Source organism: Burkholderia sp. Ax-1719, from assembly GCF_011753055.1.
GTDB lineage: Bacteria > Pseudomonadota > Gammaproteobacteria > Burkholderiales > Burkholderiaceae > Paraburkholderia.
This window is the reverse complement of sequence record NZ_VWWJ01000005.1, coordinates 311,755-331,127: the sequence shown is the minus strand read 5'-3', so window position 1 is coordinate 331,127 and position 19,373 is coordinate 311,755. Positions and strand designations below refer to the sequence as shown.

Annotated in this window: 16 protein-coding genes; 6 read left to right on the top strand and 10 right to left on the bottom strand. The window is 64.4% G+C overall.

Features of this window, described 5'->3' with window-relative positions:
- Positions 1-31 precede the first annotated feature (31 nt).
- The gene (locus F3J17_RS13030; protein ID WP_167058594.1) at positions 32-2,677 is read right to left on the bottom strand and encodes an alpha-L-rhamnosidase C-terminal domain-containing protein; all 2,646 of its coding nucleotides are present in this window, start codon (positions 2,675-2,677) and stop codon (positions 32-34) included.
- A gap of 194 nt (positions 2,678-2,871) precedes the next feature.
- On the opposite strand from F3J17_RS13030, the gene F3J17_RS13025 reads away from it, so the two are divergent.
- Genes F3J17_RS13025 through F3J17_RS13010 form a run of 4 tightly spaced genes read left to right on the top strand, consistent with a single transcriptional unit; the run spans position 2,872 to position 7,245 of the window.
- Positions 2,872-4,047 (top strand): MFS transporter, encoded by a 1,176-nt coding sequence (locus F3J17_RS13025; RefSeq protein ID WP_167058592.1) that lies wholly within the window; start codon positions 2,872-2,874, stop codon positions 4,045-4,047.
- Positions 4,048-4,099: 52 nt separating this feature from the next.
- Entirely contained in the window at positions 4,100-5,356 is a 1,257-nt protein-coding gene (locus tag F3J17_RS13020) for an amidohydrolase family protein (RefSeq protein ID WP_167058590.1), read from the top strand.
- 23 nt (positions 5,357-5,379) lie between these two features.
- Positions 5,380-6,294 (top strand): alpha/beta hydrolase, encoded by a 915-nt coding sequence (locus tag F3J17_RS13015; protein ID WP_167058588.1) that lies wholly within the window; start codon positions 5,380-5,382, stop codon positions 6,292-6,294.
- Between the two features lie 54 nt (positions 6,295-6,348).
- Positions 6,349-7,245, top strand: a complete 897-nt coding sequence (locus F3J17_RS13010) for a transporter (RefSeq protein WP_167058586.1) — start codon at positions 6,349-6,351, stop codon at positions 7,243-7,245.
- Here F3J17_RS13010 and F3J17_RS13005 read toward each other — a convergent pair.
- The 7 genes from F3J17_RS13005 to F3J17_RS12975 form a co-directional block, all read right to left on the bottom strand.
- Positions 7,242-8,159 carry a LysR family transcriptional regulator gene (locus F3J17_RS13005; protein WP_167058584.1) on the bottom strand — a complete coding sequence of 306 codons (918 nt, stop codon included), beginning with the start codon at positions 8,157-8,159 and terminating at the stop codon, positions 7,242-7,244. The two genes, F3J17_RS13010 and F3J17_RS13005, sit on opposite strands and share 4 nt — an antisense overlap.
- Before the next feature lie 101 nt (positions 8,160-8,260).
- On the bottom strand, positions 8,261-9,658 hold the full coding sequence (locus tag F3J17_RS13000) for an MFS transporter (RefSeq protein ID WP_167058582.1): 1,398 nt from the start codon (positions 9,656-9,658) through the stop codon (positions 8,261-8,263).
- Positions 9,659-9,727: 69 nt separating this feature from the next.
- Complete coding sequence (locus tag F3J17_RS12995) at positions 9,728-11,323, bottom strand: bifunctional 3-(3-hydroxy-phenyl)propionate/3-hydroxycinnamic acid hydroxylase (protein ID WP_167058580.1); 1,596 nt, start codon at positions 11,321-11,323, stop codon at positions 9,728-9,730.
- Positions 11,320-12,195: a fumarylacetoacetate hydrolase family protein gene (locus tag F3J17_RS12990; RefSeq protein ID WP_167058578.1), complete on the bottom strand. Its 876-nt coding sequence runs from the start codon at positions 12,193-12,195 to the stop codon at positions 11,320-11,322. The genes F3J17_RS12995 and F3J17_RS12990 overlap by 4 nt, the downstream gene beginning before the upstream one ends.
- Before the next feature lie 48 nt (positions 12,196-12,243).
- Positions 12,244-13,149 (bottom strand): VOC family protein, encoded by a 906-nt coding sequence (locus F3J17_RS12985; RefSeq protein ID WP_205194767.1) that lies wholly within the window; start codon positions 13,147-13,149, stop codon positions 12,244-12,246.
- A gap of 1 nt (position 13,150) precedes the next feature.
- The gene (locus F3J17_RS12980; protein WP_167058574.1) at positions 13,151-14,179 is read right to left on the bottom strand and encodes an amidohydrolase family protein; all 1,029 of its coding nucleotides are present in this window, start codon (positions 14,177-14,179) and stop codon (positions 13,151-13,153) included.
- A 10-nt stretch (positions 14,180-14,189) separates the two neighbouring features.
- Positions 14,190-14,615: a heme-binding protein gene (locus F3J17_RS12975; RefSeq protein WP_167058571.1), complete on the bottom strand. Its 426-nt coding sequence runs from the start codon at positions 14,613-14,615 to the stop codon at positions 14,190-14,192.
- A 177-nt stretch (positions 14,616-14,792) separates the two neighbouring features.
- Here F3J17_RS12975 and F3J17_RS12970 point away from each other — a divergent pair, with 177 nt between their 5' ends.
- Positions 14,793-15,521 carry a GntR family transcriptional regulator gene (locus F3J17_RS12970; protein ID WP_167058568.1) on the top strand — a complete coding sequence of 243 codons (729 nt, stop codon included), beginning with the start codon at positions 14,793-14,795 and terminating at the stop codon, positions 15,519-15,521.
- Positions 15,522-15,751: 230 nt separating this feature from the next.
- On the top strand, positions 15,752-16,852 hold the full coding sequence (locus F3J17_RS12965) for a porin (RefSeq protein ID WP_167058565.1): 1,101 nt from the start codon (positions 15,752-15,754) through the stop codon (positions 16,850-16,852).
- 21 nt (positions 16,853-16,873) lie between these two features.
- Here F3J17_RS12965 and F3J17_RS12960 read toward each other — a convergent pair whose 3' ends face one another.
- Both F3J17_RS12960 and F3J17_RS12955 read right to left on the bottom strand, forming a co-directional pair.
- A complete protein-coding gene (locus F3J17_RS12960) occupies positions 16,874-18,055 on the bottom strand; it encodes a porin (protein WP_240160942.1) in 1,182 nt (393 codons plus the stop codon).
- A gap of 91 nt (positions 18,056-18,146) precedes the next feature.
- Positions 18,147-19,343 (bottom strand): M20 aminoacylase family protein, encoded by a 1,197-nt coding sequence (locus F3J17_RS12955; RefSeq protein WP_167058562.1) that lies wholly within the window; start codon positions 19,341-19,343, stop codon positions 18,147-18,149.
- Positions 19,344-19,373 lie beyond the last annotated feature (30 nt).

Genomic DNA, 19,373 nt, shown 5'->3' with positions numbered 1-19,373 from the left:
GCGCGTGACGCCTGAGCGTCACGGCCGCGCATCACCCGCCCACGACAATCGAATAGCTCCCCGGCCCCACGCCGTTGAGATATTGATAAGCACTCCCATCCGATGCCACGCCGCCGGGATCGAGAGCCGACGTCGACGACGCAGCGCTCACTGCGCCGTTCACCTTGACCGTCCCGCCAGCCGGCAACGCGATGCTGCCGGTCGTTCCCGCGGGCACCGTCACATCGATCCTGAACACACCGTTCTGCGTACGGCCCCACTTGACGGCAATCGCGCCATACGGCGTGGGCGTCGTGCCTGTGGCCCATTGCAGATCGCCGGTCTGCGGCTTGATAAGCCATTGCTTGAACCCCGCCGCCACGGGCCGCACGCCGAGCACATAGCGCGACAGCGCCGAAGTCGGCCCCGACGACCAGCCATGCGCGAGACTCGTCTGCGAACTCACCGGCAAGCCGTTGGTGCCGAGCGCTTCCCACACCGTACCCGTGTAGTTGTCGCCATCGGCGATCATATTGCCCCACAGCGTATCGATCAGACTCAATGCCCCGCGTGTATCCCCGCTCGCGAGGCGCGCACGCACTTCCATATCGCTCGCAAACGGACTGACGACCGCCGTGCGTCTGCTGTCCGACGAAAATGCCAGACGTCCATAGGGATTCGCCAGTTTCTGCGCGACGCTCGCCAGCACCGTCGCAGCGCTGGATGGCGAGGCAACGCCGGTCACCACCGCGAGCGCATTGGCATCCTGCGCCACGGCGCTCATGCTGGTCGCGCTCATGCCGTAGTAGCCGCCAGCGGCGTTGTACAGCCGCGCGTTGATGGCCTGTTTCAGCGTGGCGGCGCGCTGCGCATAGACCGACGATGTGCTGGCATCGCCCATCGCGGCCGCCAGCTCTGCAGCGTCGCTCAATACCTGGTAGTACAACATATTTGTCGACGCAACCTCGCCCACCACGGGACTAGCGAAATCCGGCAACCAGTCCTGCGCATTGCTTGCGTCCACCGAAATCAGCCCGTTCGAATCGACCTGCGTTTGCAGATAGCTCAACTCGCCTTGCGCCGCGCTCCATTGCTGCGCCAGCAACGCCGCATCGCCCGAATACAGGTAATAGTCGTGCAATACTGTGACGAAATACATCGAATATTGCGTCGAATAAAAATTCGATGAGCCATAAGCATCCGCGACCGTGCCGATCAGCGGGTCCTGCGGACTATGCGTAGTGGACACCTCGCCATTCGCCAGCCGGTAGCTGCCCAGCAGGCGGATCGATCCGGCCACGGCGTCGCTTTGCGCGGTCGTGTAGAACACCGTGGGCAGTTCCACAGCGATGTCGCCGGACCACACGGTGCGGTCGCGCTTCGCGCCGTCAATCAGCAACGGCAATGCGTTCGTGTTGGCCGAGAAGTCGTCCAGTGCGCTGGACGTCATCAGCGTATTGGCGTAGAGCGACGCTCCATTCGCTGTAATCGCCAGATTGCGGTATGTGGCCTGGCTCGCGGGCACGTTGAAGAAGCCCGCGCTGCCGTAATTCGTGAGCAAAATCGACGCCGCGCCTGACGCGTCCAGCGTGCCCAGATTCGCGCCATCCAGCGTCACGCTCACCGTATTGCCGCTGACCGACGTGCTGACGCTATGCCACGCGCCCGTCGCAATCCCCGCCGACACCGGCAGTTCGCCGAGCTTGACCGCGCCGCCCGCGAACGTGCTGTACGCGTCGAGTTCTAGCGTGTTGGGCGTGCCTTGCGTATCGCTTGCCGAATGCAGCACGAAGCGCAGGCTCGTGAGATTGCCCGAATCGCGCATGGTCCAGCCCGCGCTATTGCGATTCACGCGCACGTCGAAGGCCATCGCATAGTCGGAGGGCCACGCGCCGCTCTTTTGCACGATGCCCGTGCCGCTGGTGCCAATCGTCATGCCTTCGGTCGAAACCTGCCACGCAAGCGGCAGCGCCGTTGCGGCCAGGCGGTCCATTTCCACGGTGTACGCGCCCGCCGCCCAGATGCGGTTGAGCGTATCGGAGCTGGAGACGAAGCTGCCGCGCGTGGCCGATGTCGTTGCCGTGGGCGCAACATACAGCGATTGAATGGCGACGCTGTCGAGCGTCACCTCGCCCGGCGTGGCAAGCGACAAGGTTTCGTAGCGCTCGCCACCCTGCACGCTGCTCGACTGGATCGTGCCGGTCGCGCTCAACGGGAAGAGGCTCGTGCGCTGCGGATCGACCGAGACGGTCAGGCCCGCGCTCACGTCGCCGGTCGTCGCGGTGGTGCGGCTTTCGCTGAACGTCGCGGAAAGCGTCGGCTCACCGCTCTGCGCGGCGACGCCGAAGGTCGGCAGGCCGCCGACTTCGTGACCGTAATCCAGCACCACCGTGGGCGCAGTGCCGCCCGCCACGTATTTGAGCGTGAGTGCGCCGCCCGTGAGCAGCGCATCCGCGCCCGTCACCGAGCCTGACACGCTCACCACCTTCACCGGGTGCACGCTACCCGTATCGGGCAGATAGCTGGCCGCGCTCACGCTCGCGGGCCATGGCGTGGCGCTGTCCGCGCCGCCGAGCGTGCCGCCGCAGGCGGCGAGCGCCAGCGCCACACCCAACGCCGCGCCACGATTCAAGCGCTTGATCGCGCAAATGCGCGTACAGGCCGCGATCGCGCGCCTGCCTCCGGAATGCCTGGGCATCTCTGTCTCCATTGTTTTGTTTTCGATTCTTATCGTCGATATCGCGATAGGGAGCTTGCCCGAGTCCCGCCCGGCCAACCCTCGCAAATCGCGATATGTGGCATCGCGAAACGCGCGGGCTGGTGCGGCGATGTCTCTCTACACTTTCGCAACGCGCCCCACTTTGCGCGAAATCAAAACAAATGGAGACAGACATGCCCCCACGCCAAGGATCGAATGGCGCACTGGTGGTCGCCCACGTCGCGGGAATGATCGATCTGGTGGCGCTTCCCGTCTGGGTCAACACGCTGATCGACGGCTTCCACTTCGACGCCCAGCGGGCGGGCGCGCTCGCCACCACTTATCTCGCCTTCGCGGTGCTGTGTTCCGTGTGCGTCGCGCCGCTGTTCGCGCGCCTGCCGGGGCGGCTGGCTGCGGCGCTCGGCTTCTTCGTTGCGGCTTGCGGCTTCGGCGTCGCCACGCAAGTCACGACGTTCGGCGCGATGTTCGCCGCCCATGCACTGGCAGGCGCGGGCATCGGCTGCGGCCTGTCGGTCGTGCATGGCGCGATCGGCAAAACCGCTAATCCGCACCGACTCTTCGCGATGGGCCATCTGGCTCTGGCCGTTTTCGGCGTCGTCTACTTCGCGGCCGTTCCACCGCTCGTGAGCACGCATGGCGGCGCGCTGCTGTTCGTCGTGTTCGTTGGCCTGTCGCTGGTTGCGAGCGTAGCGCTTGCCGTGGCATGGCCCGCCGGGCTTCAGGGCATCGATGCCAGGGACGCAGCGCGGCGATTCGCTCAAGCACGCGGCGCACGGCTCGAACGCGGCTGCTGGAGCGCAATTGCCGGCATCGTCTTCATGGCGATCAACCAGGCAATGGTGTTCAGCTTCGCGCAACGCATCGGCCTGGCGCGCGGGTTCGGCGAAGCGCATGTGAACGCCGTGCTGATCGCCGTCGGCCTCGTCAATCTGCTGCCGCCCGTGCTTGCGGCGCTGCTCCAGCGCCGCTTCGACGCCCGCAACGTGGCGCTGGCCGGGCCGCTCGCGCAGGCCGTGCTCGCCCTCGTGATTGGCAACAGCACGAGCTTCGCGCCCTACGCGCTCGCCGCCAGCCTGTGGGTCTTCGCGATGATCTTCACGCACACCTTCCTGTTCGGCCTGCTCGCGAAGCTGGACGCCACGGGCCGCGCCGTCGCCTATACCCCGGCGATGCTGATGGCGGGATCGGCGGTGGGGCCACTGCTTGGCGGCGTGCTGATCGTGCGCTTCGGCTTTGGCGCGCTCGGCATCGCGGCTGTTGGCATCGCGTTCGTCAGTTTTCTCTGTTTTGGCCGTCTGCGTGCGCTCGCTCTCGTGCAGCCACAACTCGATCTTCCTTCGGCACATTGATTGTTCCGCTTGTGTAATCAAGCAAATTCGCACCTATTTTTGAGGCTCCAACATGGCAGGCATCGTTTTCAACAACGTTCGCGTATTCGATGGCAGCGGCTCCGCGCCCTTCCCCTCGCAGGTGCGCATCGAAGGCAACCGCATCGACGCTCTCGCTGCCCCCGGCGCACCCTCGCTCGCCCAACCCGACGATGACATCTACGAAGGCGGTGGCGCGACGCTGATGCCGGGCCTTGTCGAGGCGCACGCGCATCTGTCCTGGCCCAGTTCGGTCGAGAAGTTCGTGCCCGGCATGGCGCTGCCGCCCGAGGAACTCGTGCTCACGACCGCCCGCAACGCGCGCATCCTGCTCGATCACGGCTTCACCAGCGCCTATTCGGCGGGCTCGCTGAGCAAGCGCGTCGAAGTCGCCCTGCGCGAGCAGATCGAAACCGGCGGCATGCCCGGCCCGCGCCTCGTGGCATCGTCGATCGAGCGCACGCCGCCCGTCGCCGCCGACGAGCAGGCGCTCAACCCCGGCGAGGTGGACCCGCACGGCGTAGGCCCCGATGCCATTCGCGCCTTCGTGCGTTCGTGCGCGGACATGGGCGCGCGCTCGGTCAAGTTCCTGCTTTCCGGCGAAGACGCGTTGCAGCCCGGCGCATCGCAGCAGTTGCTCTATTCCGAGGAAGAAGCGCGCGCGGCCGGCGAACAGGCAGCGGAATCGAACGTCTGGCTCGCCGCTCACGCGCAGGCAGGCGAGGCCGTGAAAATGGCGCTGCGCAACGGCTTTCGCGTGCTCTATCACTGCACCTATGCCGACGAAGAAGCACTCGACATGCTCGAAGCCGCGCGCGATCGCATCTTCGTCGCGCCCGCCATCGGCATCATCCAGGCGACGCTCGATGCGAACCCGCCGCCGCATTTCGACATGACGCACATGAAGCAGAGCGCCGCCGAAGTGCGCGAACTCCAGCAACGTCTGGTGCCCGAACTGCGCCGCCGCGGCGTGCGCGTGCTGCCGGGCGGCGACTACGGCTTTCCGTTCAACCCGAACGGGCGCAACGCACGCGACCTGCAACTGTTCGTCGAACTGTTCGGCTATACGCCTGCGCAGGCGCTTCATGCGGCCACGGCGCTCGGCGGCGAACTGATGGGTCTGGAAGGCGAACTCGGCCGCATCGCGCCGGGCTATCTCGCCGATCTGCTGCTGGTCGACGGCGATCCTACCGTCGATGTGGCGATCCTCCAGGACAAGCAGCGCCTCACCGCCATCATGAAAGACGGCCGCTTCCACAAAACGCCGCACGCGCTGCGCGCCGCGCGTTAAAGCAGGTAGAACAGAGACCGACGATGAGCCATCACGCACTCCCCACCGCCCAGCAACTCGCCGACCTGATCCGCTCGACGGGCGCGGTGATCGACCCGCCGCTGGTGAAGGGCTGGTACGCGCCATTGCGCGAAACGCAATCGCGCGAAGGCGCCGAACTGCGCGCCGATATCGCCTATGGCGACGACGAACGGCAAAAGCTCGACGTCTATCTGCCGACCGCAGAGCGCGATTCTGAAGAGACGAAGGGCCGCCCGCTCCTGCTGTTCGTGCACGGCGGCGGCTTCGTGCGCGGCGACCGGCGCGAGCGCGCCAACGTGGGCTGGCGTTTCGCGCGCGCAGGTTTCGTGACCGTGCTGCCCAGCTACCGGCTGGGTCCGCAGAACCATTGGCCCTCGGGCGCGCAGGATGTCGCGGCCGCCTGGGCGTGGGCCTACGCGAACGCCGAAGCGCTGGGCGCGGACCCGCAGCGCATCTACGTGGCCGGCGAATCGGCGGGCGCGGCGCACGTGGCGGCGGCCACGCTGATCCAGCGCCTGCGTCCCGCCAACGTGCCCGAGCCGCGCGCCGCGCTGCTGATTTCAGGCGTCTACAACGTGCATCTGGAAAAGCTCGCGCGACGCCAGTTTGGCGTGCCCAGCCCCGATCCACGCAACGAAGCCTATTTCGGCAGCGATTTCGCGAACTATCCGGCCATGTCCACGGTGGAACGGATCGATAGCGCGCCGTTTCCGCTGCTCGTCACCTGGGCCGAACTCGATCCGCCGCAAATGCAGATTCAGGCGGGCGAGCTGTTCGCGCGCCTCGTCACCCAGCATGGCTTCGATCCCGACGTGGCCGTGATACCGGGACACAACCATCTTTCCCAGCTCGAAGCGATCAACACCGTCGACGACACGCTGGCGCTGACGCTGCTCGATTTCATGCAGCGTCGCTGACGTACACACCCACACCACACGCACAACAAAAAACACGACATGGAGACACGGACCTTGAAAACAACTGCTTCTTTCGCATTCCGAACCATCGTATTATCCGCAGCATTCGCAGGCGCAGCGCATGCCACCGAAGGCGGCGGCACCGTCGTGCCGATCGGCGTGCAGACCATTGCCTCCGGCGTGCTGCAGGATCCCGGCGACTATCTGCTCAACTACAACACCTGGGTCTACGCTAGCAGCTTCCCGAACAACGACGGCAAGAACTCGCTGCCCGACGGCAATCTGCGCGTGCAAGCGCATTCGCTGCGCTATCTGCATATATTCGAGAACTTCAAGATCGCGGGCGGCGACACGGCCTTCGAAGTCGCCTCGGCCTATGTCGATACGACGCTGAGTTCGCTCTATGCGAACGGCCATAACAGCGGCATCGGCGATACCTCGCTGGGGCCGTCGATCGGCTGGCATAGCGCGACGTTTCACCAGATGGTCTCGCTGCTCGCCGTGTTGCCCACCGGCTCGTACGAAGCCACCCGCGCGGTTAACGTCGGCCGCAATTACTACGCGCTGCAAGCGGACTACGCGGCTAGCTGGTTCTTCGCGCGCGGCTGGGAATTGAGCGGTATGTTCAAGATGATCTTCAACGCGAAAAATCACTCGGACGGCTATAAATCCGGCATCGAAACCGATCTCGACTACGCGCTCAACTATCACATGCCCTATGGCTTCTTTGCGGGCGTGGGCGGCTACTGGCACAACCAGCTGACCAACGATACGCTCAACGGCAACGTGGTCGACAGCGACGGCTACCGCGTGCGCGACGTCGCCGTCGGCCCGCAGATCGGCTGGGGCACGCAGAAATACGGCGGCTACATCGCGTGGCAGCATCAGGTCTATGCGCGCAACACCGCCAAGGGCGACCTGCTCTGGCTCAACGCCTTCGTGAAGTTTTAATCGACTGACGCGAGCGCCGCCGCAGCTTCAACCAGGCGCTCGCGCAACCAGCGGTGGCACGGGTCTTTCTCGCGATACTCGTGCCATTGCAGAAATTCGCGCACGGTGGGAATCGCGACCGGCGGTTCGACCAGGCGCAGCGGCAATCTCTTCGCCAGCTCGCTCGCAAAACGCCGGTGCATCGTCGCCACCATCTGGCTGCCGATCAGCGCGGGCGCGATGGAACTGAAATCCGACGTGGTCACGCGCACGCGCCGCCGGATGCCCTGCTCCTGCATGAAGCGGCTGTCGTAAGTCGGTGCGCGCGGCCAGCCCAACAGCGCTTCCACATGATCGAGACGCTCGAACGCTTCCACGCTCAGTCGTTCGCCCACTCGCTCGTTACCGCTCCACACCACACAGGTATAGCTGTCGTCGAAGAGCGGCAGGTTCGGATGATCGGACGCGATGAACGGCTCCGGGATGATGAGCAGATCATATTCGCCGCGCCGCAGCTTTTCGGCCGAGTCCTCCACTTGCGGCATGAATTCCAGCGTGATGTTGGGCGCGCTCTGTTCGATCACGGGCAGCACGCGATGCATCAGCACGTTGATGACGTAGTCCGAGGTGGCGATCTTGAAGTGACGGCGCGCGTGGGCGGGGTCGAAGGCCGGGTCGATCGCGACGATGGTCTGCACCTGCAGCAGCAGGTCGCGCACCGGCTGCACCAGTTCCTGCGCCAGCGGCGTGAGTTCGAGATTGCGCCCGACCGGCACCAGCAGTTCGTCGTCGAAATATTCGCGCAGCTTCGCCAGCATGCCGCTGATCGCCGACTGGCTCAGGTTCAAACGCTCCGCCGCACGCGTGATGCGGCGCTCGTCGAGCAAGGCGTCGAGCGTGACGAGCAGATTCAGGTCCAGTCTGTTGAAGCGCATCGCGCGCGTCTCCATGCAAAAGGCCGCCTCGTCGGGCGGCCTGTCGTTATTCAAAGGCTCATGCGCGCCGGGTATCGGAACCGGCTAACGCATCGCGACGCTCATCCGGCTACGCCGGGATCGTGGCTCACAGCGCGAACCGCGGTGACTTCGGCGTTGTTCGTATCGCCCGCATCGGCCGGCAGCGCGGCAATCTCCGTGCGGCCCAGCGCGATCACACCCGCAGCAAGCACCAGCGCCAGCGTGAACAGCGCGAACGTCCACATCGGGTCCGGATTGATCGACGCGACGACGCCCACGATAACAGGCCCGAGTATCCCGCCTATCCGGTTCAACCCCACCGCCACGCCCATGCCGGTGCCGCGCAACTCCGTGCGATAGCACATCGCCTGGTAATTATTCATCACCGCCTGCGCACCGAACACGAAGAAACCCGCGCCCGCCACCAGCACCATCGCGAACGGTTTGCCCAGCGCCACGGACAATGCCGCCATGAAGAGGCCCGCGCCCAGATAGCCCACCACCATGGCGCGAATGCGGCTGCGCAGACGATCCGCGAGCCAGCCCATCGAAATCCCGCCGAATACCGAAGCGATCATCACCAGCGTGCCATAACCAAACGCCGACGATACCGCCCCGCCGCCCGCCACCACCAGCGCCGGCAGCCAGCCCGTGAGACCGTGAATGCAGAACAGGCTGAGCGCACCCGCCATCCAGTGTACGAGCGTGTTGTGACGATAGTCGCGCGAGAGCAGATCGGCGATCGAACCGGTGCGCGAGGCAGGCCGCATCGTCTCGATCGTAGCGTCGCGATAGACGTCGGCCCGTTCAGGACGCGCCTTGACCAGCAGCGCGCGCACGTCGTCCATACGGCCGCGCAATGCGAGGAATTGCGCCGATTCGGGCAACCAGCGCCACGCTGCAAGCGCAACCAACGCCGAAAGCACGCCCACGAAATAGAGCGATTGCCAGCCCAGATGCGGCGTCAGCGTGAGCCCGGCGATACCCGCGAAGATTCCGCCCGCTGAAAAGCCGAACTGGAACACCCACGTCGCGAATGTATTGGCATTGCGCCGGGGTGCCCATTCGTTGATGCAGGTGAGCGCGAGCGGCGTGACCATGCCCAGCGCCGTGCCGAGTACGAGCCGCGCGAGCGCAAAGGCCACGGCCGAATGCACCACCGTCGCGAGCAGGCCACTCGCTGCGGTCAGCGTCCACAACGCACCGAGCATGACCTTGCGCCGACCAATGCGATCGGCGATTACGCCCTGCAACACTGATCCTATCGACAAACCAACGATACCGCTCGACAACATCATGCCGATCATCGTGGGCGAAGGCTGCCACGCATGGCGCACGAGCGGAATCACATAGGCGGCGTTGAAGAGATCGTAGCCGTCGAAAAACATGATGAACGCAACGAGTACGGCAAAGCGCAGATGGAAGCCGCCGATGCGCGCGTGCGCCAGCTCCTCCCTGACATTGATGGATGTTGCCAAGGTTGTCTCCGTGTTGTGTCGTGTCCGGCACCGCCTCTTGTGGGCGGTTGACCGGGTGCTTCAGATACTTCAGCCGTGTAGCGCTGCGTCCAGTTGCGCGAGCGCAGCGGCAAGCGTCGCTGCATCGGTTGCCACGCCATAGACGTAGTGATCCGGACGCACGATCGCCGCGCGACATTCGTTGCGCTGGAACCAGTCCGCCAGCACGCCGTCGATTTCGACGATGCGATGCGTCTGCGGCATCACCGCCGCGTGTTGCCCGTCGCCATCGGGCGCCAGCTCGATGAGTTGTGCGCCGAGGCGTTTCGCGGCTACCTGCACGGCATCCGTGACGATTTCGCCGCCCAGCGTGACGACGCGCCAGTTGCCTCCAGCGACGATATCGAGCAACGTGCCCTCATCGACACCATCGCCATTCAACACGCGCGGCTGCGGAAACAGCGTGCCATTGGCCGCATGCGCCGCATTGGTGAGCAACCCGGCTTCGAGCTTCGGCACAATGTCCTGGCGCGCAATCGTCTTGATCTGGCCGCCCGCCTCGCGCAGCAAACGCGCATCGCGCTCGCGCGCCGCCGCCACGTCGCGCTCGCAGATCAGCTTGCCGATCTCCTTGATGCGCGTCGTGAGCCGTCGCACGTGCAGGCCACGTTCGGCCGCGTAGCTATCGAGCAGCGCGGGCTGCGCCTCGCCCTGCATCACCGCATCGAGCTTCCAGACCAGATTGACGACGTCGCGAATGCCCTGGCACATGCCCTGGCCGATAAACGGCGGCTGTTGATGCGCCGCGTCGCCCGCGATGAACACGCGCCCGCGCCGCCACTCCTGCGCGACCAGCGCATGAAAGCGATAGCTCGCGGCGCGCCACAGTTCGCCGTCCTCGCGCGTGAGCCAGCGCGACAGCAGCTTCCAGACTTGCGCCTCGGTCTGCATCTCGCGCGGGTCTTCGCCCGGCATCAGCATGATTTCCCAGCGACGATGCCCGCCCGGCCCAACGATGTACGTGCACGGACGCGACGGCTCGCAGTACTGGACCGCCACCTTCGGCAGCTTCGCAATGCCGCTCTCGTTCACGCGCACGTCCACCACCAGCCACGGCTCGTCGAACACGAGGTCTTCGTACGCGATACCGAGTTGCGTGCGCACGGTGCTTGACGCGCCGTCGCAACCGATCAGGTAATCGCAGGTGACGGTGCGCGTGTTGCCTGCGTCGTCCTTGAGATTCACCGTCACGCCTTGCGCGGTTTCCTCGAAGCTCACCAGTTCCGTCCCCAGCGCCACTTCGACCGATTCATACGCGCTCGCATGCTCGCGCAGCGCGGCCTCCACCGGCGGTTGCGTGAACACCATCGTCGGCATATAGCCCAGCGGCCAGGGTTTGGGCACCGTATCGATGCGCTTGATCAACTGGCCGTCCACGCCGTAATACTCAGAGGGCGGAAACACGGCCACGTGTTCGGCAATGCGCTCGACCACGCCCAGGCCCTGAAACACGCGCATGATTTCGTGATCGACGGCGATGGCGCGCGGCTTGTCATACACCTCGCGCGCTCGGTCGACGCACAGCACCTTGCGCCCGCGCTGGCCAAGCAGACCCGCCGCCACCGCGCCCGATGGGCCGAAGCCCACCACGACCACTTCGTAATGGTTGTTCGCCGCCATCGTCATGCGTCCGGTGCGTTCTGCTCGTCCTGCACGGTGTTTTGCAGGCGGCCCACGCGTTCGATATCCACTTCCACGCGGTCGCCGTGCTTGAGCCACACCGAAGGTTCGCGCGCCCAGCCCACGCCTGCGGGCGTGCCCATCGCGACCACATCGCCCGGTTCGAGCGTGAGGCATTCGCTGAGCAGTTCGATGGTTTCGGCCACGCCCCAGATCATGTCGCTGGTGCTGGCCTGCTGCATCACCTGGCCATTGAGGATGAGGCGCAACGTCAGGCCTTCCGCGCCCGGCGGCAGATCGTCTGCGGTCACGAGCCACGGGCCGAACGAACCGGTGCCGTCGAAATTTTTGCCGATGGTCCATTGCGACGTGCGCTTCTGATAGTCGCGCACCGAGACATCGTTGAAGCACGCGTAGCCGAACACGTAATCGAGCGCATTCTCGCGCTTGACGTGGCGCGCACGCTTGCCGATCACGATCATGAGCTCGGCTTCGTAGTCGAGTTTTTCCGACACGCGCGGGCGGATCACCGGATCTTCATGCCCAATCAGCGACGACGCGCCACGGAAGAAAATCAGCGGATAAACCGGTTTGAGATTGCCGCCCTCTTTCGCGTGGTCAAAGAAGTTATGACCGAGACAAACGATCTTGCCCGGTTCCGGCACGACAGGCGCGAGATCGAGCGAGGCATACGGCGCGCGATGCTCGCCGCTGGCGATGGCGCGTTGCGCGGCGGCGTTCAGATCGATTCCGGCCTTGAGGGCCGCACGCAGATCGCTAGGCACGGAAGCATCGGCTTGATTGAGGTCGACAACGTCATCGCCGTCGATAACGCCAAGGCGCGTGGTTTCGCCCGATCGGAAAGTAACGAGTTTCATGGTCTTTTAAATGATGCGAATGGATTGATCTGGTATGCGAATGAATCGTTATTCGGCTTGCGGCGGCTTGAAGAAGATCGTCTTCTGCGCGGTTTTCAGCCTGTCGGACGGATTGCGTCCCACGCCCCACTGGTCGATACGCCCCGGCGGCCACTTCCAGTCGTCCGGGCCACCGGTGCGATAGGAGTCGTCCACCTGCTGTACCTCGGCCGTGTATTCGATAACGAAATCGAACGGCCCAAGAAAATAGGCAAAGACGTTATTGCCGGGACCATGACGGCCCACGCCCCACTCGATCGGATAACCCGCGTCGTTCATCCGACCGCCGCCGCGCATCACCGAATCCAGATCGGGCATCACGAAGGCAATATGATTGAGGCTGTTTTCCTGCGCGTCCGCCAGCGCGATGCTGTGGTGATCGCTTGAACAACGCATGAAGGCCATGATGCGCGTGCGGTCCGAGAGCCTGAAACCCAGCGCGTTTTCGAAGAAGGCCTGCGCCACGGCCACGTTCTCGCTATTGAGGACGACGTGCGTGATCTTGATCGGACGGTCTTTCACGCTATCCGTATTGGCGTGGCTGCGGTCGCCTGCGATAAAGCGCAGCACGCGCCCCTGCGGATCCAGCGCTTCGAGCAGCGTGCCGCCGCCGGGCATGGTCGTCGGCGCGGGGCCGGACACCAGCTTGCCGCCGTGTTCGACGATGGCCTGCGCGAGCGTGTCGAGATGCGCGGCTTCGGCCACGCTGAATTCGATCGCACGCACATCGGCGCGCTCGCTCTGCGTCAGCGTGAGAATGTGATGCGCCGCGCCCGTGCCGCGAAAATAGACTTTTTCCGGGCGGCGCGTGAGTTCGGTGAGATGCCAGGTGTCCGCGTAAAAGCGCGCGGCCAGTTCGAGATCGGGCACGCCGATCTCGATGCCTCTGAGGCCTGTAACGAGGCACTGCGTCATGTCATGCTCCATTCCTGATGCCCAGGAATTCCCGGGCGTTGCGATAGATGAGCCGTTCCGCGGCGGCCGCGTCGAGGCCGAGCGCCTGCACGCCGCCCACGGGATCGCGCTCGCGGAACGCAAACGGATAATCGGTGCCCAGCATCAGACGCGTATCGCCGAAAGTCTCGACGAGGTGGCGCAGCGTGGGCGTATCGAACACGAGCGAGTCATACCAGAGACGGCGCGCCTGCTCGCGCGGTGAGATCTCCAGCGTTTCGCGCAGCGGCGCGAACACCTGGCTCGCCTGCTCCAGACGCGGCAGCAACGAAGCCAGCGTGCCGCCGCCGTGGCTGAACGCAATGCGAAGCTTCGGATGCCTGACGATCAGATTCGACGTAATGGCAGATGCCGCTGCCAGCCCCACATCAGTGGGAAACGCGAGCGCCTGAACCAGTTGCGCCGGGCCCACCAGACGCTCCTTGCCCGTGGGCCGCAGCGCATGCACGAACACCGCCGCGCCCAGCGCCTCGCAGGCCTCGAAAAAGGCATCGAACTGCGCCGCGCCAATGGGCGCGCCATTGATATTGCTGCCGATCTCCACGCCCGCGAAGCCCGGCGTGCGCATCAGGCGTTCGAGTTCGCCAATCGCCATGTCGACATCCTGCAGTGGCACCGCGCCCAGTCCCACCATGCGGCCCGCGCTCGCGTCGGTCATGCGCGCGATGGTGTCGTTGAGGTATTGCAGCAGCGGCAGCGCGTCTGAGGCGTCCATCCAGTAGGACAACAATTCGGGCATCGGCGAGATCGCCTGGATCGCCACGTTCTGCGCGTCCATATCGGCAATACGCTTTTCAGTGTCCCAGCACAGATCGGACACCGTGCGGTAGATCTTCTCGTCGATCACCACATGGCGATGGCAGGCGTGCGCGGCCTGCATCGACGGCCAGTCGCGCGGCGCACGCGCGCCCAGGTAAGCCGGAAACTCGGCGGGCACGATATGCGCGTGAACGTCGATGCCGTGACAGGCGCAGCGGTAAGCGGCTTGCATGGCGTTAGCCTTAACGATGCGCGAGGCCGACTGCGCGCAGGGCCTCGATGCAGATGGCCTCGTCTTCGTCGCCGGTGCCGCCGCTCGCGCCGATCGCGCCCAGCACCTGTCCATTCGCCGCGACGATCACGACCGCCCCCGTCTGCGCAATGAACTTGCCGCCGCTCGCAGGGGCAATGGCGTTGAAGAACACCGGATTCGCGCTGGCGCGTTCGTGCAGGGTGCGCGTATTGACGCCCATGCCGAATGCCGCAGCGGCCTTGCCATGTGCGATCTCCACGCGCAGCGGCGTGGCGCCGTCTTCGCGCGTCGCCAGTTTCAACTGGCCCGCCTCGTCGAGTACGACCAGCGCCATGGCGCGAAGGCCATCGCGTCGAGCCGCGCCCAGCGCAGCGGCCGCAATAAGGTTGGCCTGATCCAGCGTCAACGTCTCCATCCTGTCTCTCTCCTGCCTCGGTCCTGCGTTTCGATCTGCCGACGATCATAATATATACAAAACTACGTTGTCGATGATTTTGTGTATTTACATGGGGAAAACCCCATAGACTCGCCAAACAGCAGGAATGCAAGACTGATCGGATATACTTTCACGCAAACGAAACAATGCAGAGGTGTGAACTTGTCCCGCACAGTGACTTATCCCGCGCCACCCGCGGGCGCGGGCGGCGCAAGCGCCGCCACGCTGGCCACGAACCTGTATGACCGCATCCGCGCCGACCTGCTGGACGGCAAGCTCGAACCGGGCCGCAAACTCCAGATCGAGTTTCTGTGCGACCAGTATCAGGCCGGTCAGACGCCAGTGCGCGAAGCGCTCAATCGCCTCACGTCGGACGGGTTGGTCGAGCGGCGCGACCAGCGCGGCTTCGCGGTAGCCGGCATCAGCGCGAGCGACCTGCAGGAGATCACCAAAACGCGTTGCTGGCTGGAGGAAGTCGCCCTGCGCGAAGCCTTCGCCAGCCGCTCCGTCGAATGGGAAGAAGAGGTCGTGCTGGCCTACCATCGGCTCTCCAAAGTGCCGCGTTCGCTCAGCGACAGCGAATACAAGGAGAACCCCGAGTGGGAGCGCCGCCATCGCGAGTTCCATCGCGCGCTGATCGGCGGCTGCCAGTCGCGCTGGCTCATAAACTTCTGCGAACAACTGGCCGACCAGCTCTACCGTTACCGCCAACTCTCCGTGCGGCGTGTGTTCCCCAAACGCCATGAGGGCGCAGAGCACAAGTCGATGCTGGACGCGGTGGTGGCCGGCGACGCCGCGCTCGCCATCCAGCTCCTCACCACGCACTACCGCCAGACCGCCGACATCATCCTCGCGGACGCCGATCTGTTCCCGCCTTCGCGCTGAGCCTCCCGCCAGCCGCGTCCCTGCCGCCTTTCCCTTGCTGAGTACGCCCGCGCGCCGTCTGGCGCGTGCGGGCGTGCTTTCGCTCACGGTTTGTCGATTTCCCGCAGTCGAATACACAACCTGGTGTTTTCGATAGTTTTGTATATTTTTTATTGACCATCCAGCCCTCGTACACAAAACTCCTGCTTTCAGAGAGTGCCGCATTTCGACGGCACCGTTCAGGAGACAAGATGAGATTTGCACCGTTCGCCACCACGGCCCTGGTCACGACCGCCGCCACACTGGGCGCATCCGGCGCTTACGCCCAGTCGTCCGTCACGCTCTACGGCATCATCGACACGGCGATTCAGGTCGCCAATACCGGCGGACAGACCGTTGTGCGCGAGGCCTCAAGTTCCGTCGCGCCCTCGCGCTGGGGATTCTTCGGCAAGGAGGATCTGGGTGCGGGCTATACCGTGGTGTTCAAGCTGGAGAACGGCTTCAACGCGAACTCGGGCGCGATGGCCAGCAGCACGGCGCTCTTCAACCGCGAGGCGTGGATTGGCGTGCGCGGACCGTTCGGCCAGATTCAGGCGGGCAACAACTACACGCCGCTATTCCTGAGCTACGTGACCTATTCGATCGGCGAACTCAACGCGCTGGCCTGGGGCAACGCCACCAACAATTACGTGTTCGTGCCGGTCGCGCGCACCGCGAACTCGCTGCGCTACGCTTCGCCGGAAATCGCGGGCTTCACGCTGCGCGCGCTGTATGCGCGCGGCGCGAACGGCTCTAGCGGCGTACCGGCATCGCTGGGCGACACGCTTTCGGCAGGGCTGAACTTCAAGGCGGGCGCGTTTTCCGCCGATGTCGACTATCTGCAGCAGCGCTTCGCGGCCACCGCCACGCTCACCACGACAACGCCGGTCGCTACGGGCCGCTACTACCTGATCGGCGCATCGTACGATTTCGGCGCAGTGAAAACCGCCGCGCTTTACCAGGCGCATCGCAACGCCACCGGCGTGAGCAGTTCGATGTCGAGCGCCTACGCCACGCCCAACCACGACTTCTACGAAGTCAACGCGCTGATCCGTCACGTCGCGGGCGGCTCCTTGCTCGCGAGCTTCGGCCAGTACTGGCTGCGTTCGGGCGGCGACGGCCACGCGCTCTCGTGGGCCTTGCGCTACGACTATCTGCTTTCGAAGCGCACCGGCTTCTATGCGGGCGTGGCAGGCGTGCGTAATCACGGATCGACGGCTTTCACGGTCACGGACGCGGCAGGCCCAGGCATCGCCGTGGGTGCGGGCAAGAACATCACGACGGAAATCATCGGCCTCGTGCACAACTTCTGATGCACGGCGCGCGGGCTTCGTTCAGAAGCGATGGCGAATGCCCGCCGTCACGAGCGTCTGATTATTGCTGTGCGAAGCGCTCACGCCGCCGAGCGCGGCAACCGCCGGCAAGCCGCGCGAATCGGTGCCGCTGGCGTGCTGAAAGAACGCCATCGTGTAGAGGTCGGTACGCTTGGACAAGGCATAGTCGAGCGCCAGATCCACCTGTTGATAGTGTGCGCGCGTCACGCCGCCGCTCTGCGTGTACGAGTACGCCGCGCCCACCATCAACGCGGGACTGAGCTGGAACTTGAGGTTGGCTTCGCCGATATTGAACGTCGCCGTGCCGCGAAAGGCTTTTTCCGCTGCTGAAAGTCCTGTTACCGCCACCGTGCCGAGGTCCGTGAAGCGCGTATTGCTATAGGCAAGGCCGAGCGTCGCCCAGTCGATCGTATAAGCAGCAGCAGCCGAGAAAATCTTCTGCGCACCCGCCGAAGCGAAACCCGCATAGACCGGATTGTAGATATTGTTGGCGGTAGCGCTATCGTTCGCCTTGTTGCCAAAGAACGAATAGTTGGGCCGGTTGGCGTCCTGGTAACCCAGGCCCATCTTTAGGGGCCCGCGCGCAAAACCCGCGCCAATCGCGACGATCCGGTTGGTCGCAATCGAGCCTGCCTGATTGCCGAACGCAACCATGCCCGACAGCGTGAACCCGTAGAATTTTGGCGTCGTGTATTTGACCGCGTTATTCACGCGCGCGAAGGTATCCTGATTATCGACATCGCCGGGATGCGCGCCATAGCCCGCGCCAGACCCGGCCCAACTGCCGCCAGCCGTGAGGTAGCCGGTGTACCAGTAAGCGCTCGAATACTGGCGTCCCAGGGTCAGCGTCCCGGCGTTGCCAGAAAGCCCGACGAATGCCTGTCTGCCGAACAACGTACCGTTTTGCGAAATTGTCCCTGAGGTCGCGCTATAGCCGTTCTCGACCGTAAATATCGCCGCAAGGCCGCCACCCAGATCCTCGCTGCCCTTGAGTCCCCAGACGCTCGAACTGGCGTTACCGCTCGCGAGCCCATACTGCTGCTTGCCGCCCGAGTTCGAATTGAACACCATGCCGACGTCCGCCACGCCGTACAGCGTTACGCTGGATTGGGCATGCGCTACGCTGCTGAGCGTCCCCGTTACCGCCATTCCCACTGCCGCAGCCGCTACGCGATGACGCATCAAAAGATCTCCCGTTTTCTTCATGCTTTTATTTCGGCATCCGAATTAATTGATTGACGCGAATGTCTTGTCCATTCGCGTGTGAAGAGGCTTAACTGGCGTTACACAGATACGATTCGGCGAGCGCCACCCAGCAGGCCGCGCCAATCGGAATCAATTCGTCGTTGAAGTCGTAACCGTCGTTGTGCAGCGAACAGCCCACCCATTCGCCCGTGCCGTTGCCCAGCGAGAAATAGCAGCCCGGCAAGCGTTCCAGCATCCACGCGAAGTCTTCACTGCCCATCTGCGTGGACGGCGGCACCTGTATGACCTTATCCGCGCCCAATACACTCGCGACTGCCGCGCGTGCGATCTGCGACTCGGCTGGCGTATTCATGATTGCCGGGACCATATGTTCGTAGACGATATCGGCTTCCACGCCCGCCGATGCGGCCTGATGCGCAACCACGGCGCGAATGCGCGCTTCCAGTAGTTCGCGCACGGCGGGAACGGTGGCGCGCACGGTCAGTTTCAGCGTGGCGGTTTCGGGGATCACGTTATACGTGCTGCCCGCGGATAGTTGTCCCACGCTGATCACGCCCGCATCCACGGGCGCGATGTTGCGCGAGACGATACCCTGCAGCGCCACCACGGTCATGCACAAGGCCAGCGTGGGATCGATCGCGCGATGCGGAATCGCACCATGACCGCCCTTGCCACGAAACGTCACGCTCACGCGATCCGACGATCCGCCCAGCGGCCCCGCCTGCACCACCGCCTTGCCGACCGGCAGGCCAGGCGCATTATGAAAGGCATAGACGGCGTCACACGGAAAGCGCTCGAACAAGCCATCGTTCATCATCGCGAGCGCGCCGCTCAGGCCCTCTTCATCGGGCTGAAAGATCAGGTTCAGCGTGCCGTCGAACGCGCGCGTGGCGGCAAGATATTCCGCGGCGGCGAGCAGCGTCACGGTATGGCCGTCGTGGCCGCACGCATGCATGCGGCCATCCACGGTGCTCGCATAAGGCAAGCCGGTGCGCTCCTGCATCGGCAGTGCGTCCATGTCCGCACGCAGGCCGAGCCGCCGCGTGCCCTCGCCCACTCTCAACTGGGCCACGACACCGTGGCCGCCAATTCCAGTATGTACGTCATAACCCCACTCGCCCAGCAGCTTCGCGACGAGACCGGCCGTATCGGGCACCTCTGCGCCCAGTTCAGGATGAGCGTGGATGCGGTGACGAATGGCGGCAAAACGCGGAGCAGAAGCCGCGAGCGCGGCGGCAATTTGATTGGGATCGCGCTGATTCATGATGTTTTCCGGCTGATTGAATGATCGATG

Bases quoted from the DNA above. Each gene is read 5' to 3' on its own strand.
- F3J17_RS12985 (WP_205194767.1), bottom strand. From the start codon at position 13,149: ATGACGCAGTGCCTCGTTACAGGCCTCAGAGGCATCGAGATCGGCGTG.
- F3J17_RS13025 (WP_167058592.1), top strand. From the start codon at position 2,872: ATGCCCCCACGCCAAGGATCGAATGGCGCACTGGTGGTCGCCCACGTC.
- F3J17_RS12980 (WP_167058574.1), bottom strand. From the start codon at position 14,179: ATGCAAGCCGCTTACCGCTGCGCCTGTCACGGCATCGACGTTCACGCG.
- F3J17_RS12960 (WP_240160942.1), bottom strand. From the start codon at position 18,055: ATGCGTCATCGCGTAGCGGCTGCGGCAGTGGGAATGGCGGTAACGGGG.
- F3J17_RS12955 (WP_167058562.1), bottom strand. From the start codon at position 19,343: ATGAATCAGCGCGATCCCAATCAAATTGCCGCCGCGCTCGCGGCTTCT.
- F3J17_RS13030 (WP_167058594.1), bottom strand. From the start codon at position 2,677: ATGCCCAGGCATTCCGGAGGCAGGCGCGCGATCGCGGCCTGTACGCGC.
- F3J17_RS13020 (WP_167058590.1), top strand. From the start codon at position 4,100: ATGGCAGGCATCGTTTTCAACAACGTTCGCGTATTCGATGGCAGCGGC.
- F3J17_RS12975 (WP_167058571.1), bottom strand. From the start codon at position 14,615: ATGGAGACGTTGACGCTGGATCAGGCCAACCTTATTGCGGCCGCTGCG.
- F3J17_RS13005 (WP_167058584.1), bottom strand. From the start codon at position 8,159: ATGCGCTTCAACAGACTGGACCTGAATCTGCTCGTCACGCTCGACGCC.
- F3J17_RS12965 (WP_167058565.1), top strand. From the start codon at position 15,752: ATGAGATTTGCACCGTTCGCCACCACGGCCCTGGTCACGACCGCCGCC.
- F3J17_RS13015 (WP_167058588.1), top strand. From the start codon at position 5,380: ATGAGCCATCACGCACTCCCCACCGCCCAGCAACTCGCCGACCTGATC.
- F3J17_RS12995 (WP_167058580.1), bottom strand. From the start codon at position 11,323: ATGACGATGGCGGCGAACAACCATTACGAAGTGGTCGTGGTGGGCTTC.
- F3J17_RS12990 (WP_167058578.1), bottom strand. From the start codon at position 12,195: ATGAAACTCGTTACTTTCCGATCGGGCGAAACCACGCGCCTTGGCGTT.